The sequence below is a fragment of the Streptomyces gelaticus genome, from assembly GCF_014649535.1.
Classification (GTDB): Bacteria; Actinomycetota; Actinomycetes; order Streptomycetales; family Streptomycetaceae; genus Streptomyces; species Streptomyces gelaticus.
In genome coordinates this window covers 1-2,486 of sequence record NZ_BMTF01000068.1, presented here as the reverse complement: position 1 = coordinate 2,486, position 2,486 = coordinate 1, and the positions used below count along the sequence as shown (strand labels likewise).

Here is a 2,486-nt window from a genome sequence, read left to right as displayed (position 1 = left end):
CCTGGCCCTGGCGGTCGACCCTGCTGGCCGTCGCGGCGACCGCAGTCAGCGTCGGTGCGGGCTTCCTTCCGACGGCGATCCGGCGGGCTGTGCGGCGCCTGCGGGCGGCATGACAGCGCGTCGCACCCCACGGGGTGCTCTCCCAGCCCACAGCCCCTTACCGGCCCGAACCCGACACCATTGATCACGACGGCGTTGTCACGTTGTTGGGTGTGTGGGTGTCTGACGGTGTGTCGAGGTGTGGTGGGGCCGGGTGCCGGCCCTGCGCTCAGGCCGCGGCAGGCCGGCCGGTGACGCCGGTGAGCTACTCCCAGATGGTGAAGCGGACGGTCATTTCGGCGCGGCGTTGGGTGCCGGTCATCAGGTAGCAGCGGGGCCGGAAATGGGGTGAGATGCCGCTGAACGCGGACAGGAACCGCTGCGCGGCACCCGCGCTGCGGAAGCCCTCATCGAGGAGCTGATGCTGGAGTGCGGCGTGATCGTCTCGTACGAGACGATCACGCCGCTGGTGTCGGTTTCACGGCTCTACGGAGGGGACTGTAAGACGTTCGGTCTAAGCTTGGCGTTTAATCTCGCTGCGCTTTGTGTTCCTTGATCGACTCAGCGCGTTTGAGGGTTTTCCCGACGTTGTGGTGCTTGGCGCGGTGTTTGTTCTTCGAGCCGGGCGGTCGTCCGGGGCCTGGGCGGGATGGTTTTGGCGCGGCTGCCGGGCGGGCTGTGGTCGCGTGGACGTTGCGAAACCCCCTCCGCACCCGGGCGGGGGTGAGGCGTCGGGGTGGCGTGGGCCGTTCCCAGGGGCGGCGGAGGTCCTCGGCGAGGGGGCGGGCGAGGCGGAGCTGGGTGTGGGCGGCGATGATCAGCCAGGTCCACACATCAGCGGTGTCGGCATGGCGGACCTTCGGGCGGGTCCAGCCGAGTGTCTGCTTCATCAGCCGGAAGGCGTGCTCCAAGTCGAAGCGGCGGAGGAACGCCTGCCACCAGCGGTCGACGTCCGTGCCGGTGGCGCCGATGGCCGAGCACCACAGCCACAGGGGTTTCGGGTCGCGGTCGCCCGGCAGGTGCCCGACTTTCAGGCGGAGCAACGTGCCGTGCAGGACAGGCAGTTCTTCCTTCGTGTGTTCCAGCCAGGGGCCGCGGTGGGTGAGCCGGGGGTGCATGCGGTCCCAGGCCGTTGCCTCGGCGGTGCCGTAGCGGGTGGTGTCCGTGGACGTGGTCACCTCGGGGGTGTGCCAGGTCTCGGGCCGGGCCAGGGCGAGAACGCCGCCGTGCCGGCGCGGACGCCCGCCCCTGGGCCCGGAACGGGTCGGACCCGGGTCACGGAGCATGACACGGTCCGAACGCAGACGCCCGAGCAGCACGAGCGGCAGGTCCGCCAGCGCGTGGGAGAGGTAGGCGACGTCGTAGCCGGAGTCCATGACGATCAGCATCCTCGGATCTCCTGGCTTCCACTGTCCTGCGAGGATCAACCGCTCTGCAACGCTGCGGAGTTGGGCTGCCGTGACGGCGGTCGCGTCGTCGGCGGGCCCCAGACGCACAGCGTCCAGCAGCGCGACCCAGGAGGTGCGGCCCGTTTCCAGGGCGGCGACGAAGGAGTACGGCCAGCCCGGCACGAACTGGTCCTTGCTGCGGGCACCGCGTCCGTAGACGTGGCAGAACAGCCGGTCGTCGCTGGTCGGAGCATCAGGGCGGAGCCAGTTGCTCACGTCCACAGCCAGCACGATCCGCCCGTCGGCCGCCTTCGGCAACGGCAGGCCGGCCAGCGTGCGCCGCAACCGCGCCGGCTCTGCCCAGCCCCGGTCCAACGCTGCGTACAGAGCACCATGCCACGCCGGTACTCGAGGGCCAGCGACAGCTCCACCAGCGTCTTCACCGGCCCGTCCACGCACAGCACCGCGTCCGTGAGCTCGAAGAGCGCATCCGCCCGGGCGTAAAGGCACTCGTAGAACTCGACCCGAAAGCGGGACAAGACATCCAGCGCCTCGCCTGCGGGCCCTGGGAGAGGGAGACTCATATGCAGCGGCCGTTCTCTCGTGCTTCGTGACTCGACATCTCGAAGCGTGGAGAACGGCCGCCTCCGCTGTCCCGGGAAGAACCGCAGATCAGCAGGTTGGGTGACAGGCGAGGATGAACGTCAAGCTGAGCTCAGGGGTCTGTGACCGCGGAGAACGGGAAGGGCTGTGCAGACGCACACAGCCCTTCCCCGGCCCGAGTACCGCCTACGGCCGCAGCCCACGCTCGCGCGTCACGTCCCGCTTGTCGAGCCTGCCCGCGTTCCCGGGCCGCAGCAGGGGGTGGGCCGCCACCCCGCCCAGTTGGCTTACCGCGCGGCCCCGAGTCGGCAAGCAGGTTTGACGTGTTTCCAGCGGACACCCAGTTGCTCAAGGCGTGTTGCGCATATTGATAGCGAGTTAGTACTCCAGTACGGTTTCGTGATCTATCCCGTGGGTTCATCGGCGGATCGTCGTCGGTAGTGGCTGCGACGGGCT

The 2,486-nt window shown here is 69.1% G+C and carries 2 pseudogenes; both read right to left on the bottom strand.

Annotation, left to right across the window (positions count from 1 at the left end):
* Positions 1 to 304: 304 nt before the first annotated feature.
* Positions 305 to 466, bottom strand: a pseudogene (locus IE107_RS35640) (IS6 family transposase); the annotation flags it as partial.
* 100 nt (positions 467 to 566) lie between these two features.
* Positions 567 to 2,011: pseudogene (locus IE107_RS34310) on the bottom strand (NF041680 family putative transposase).
* Positions 2,012 to 2,486: the final 475 nt, after the last annotated feature.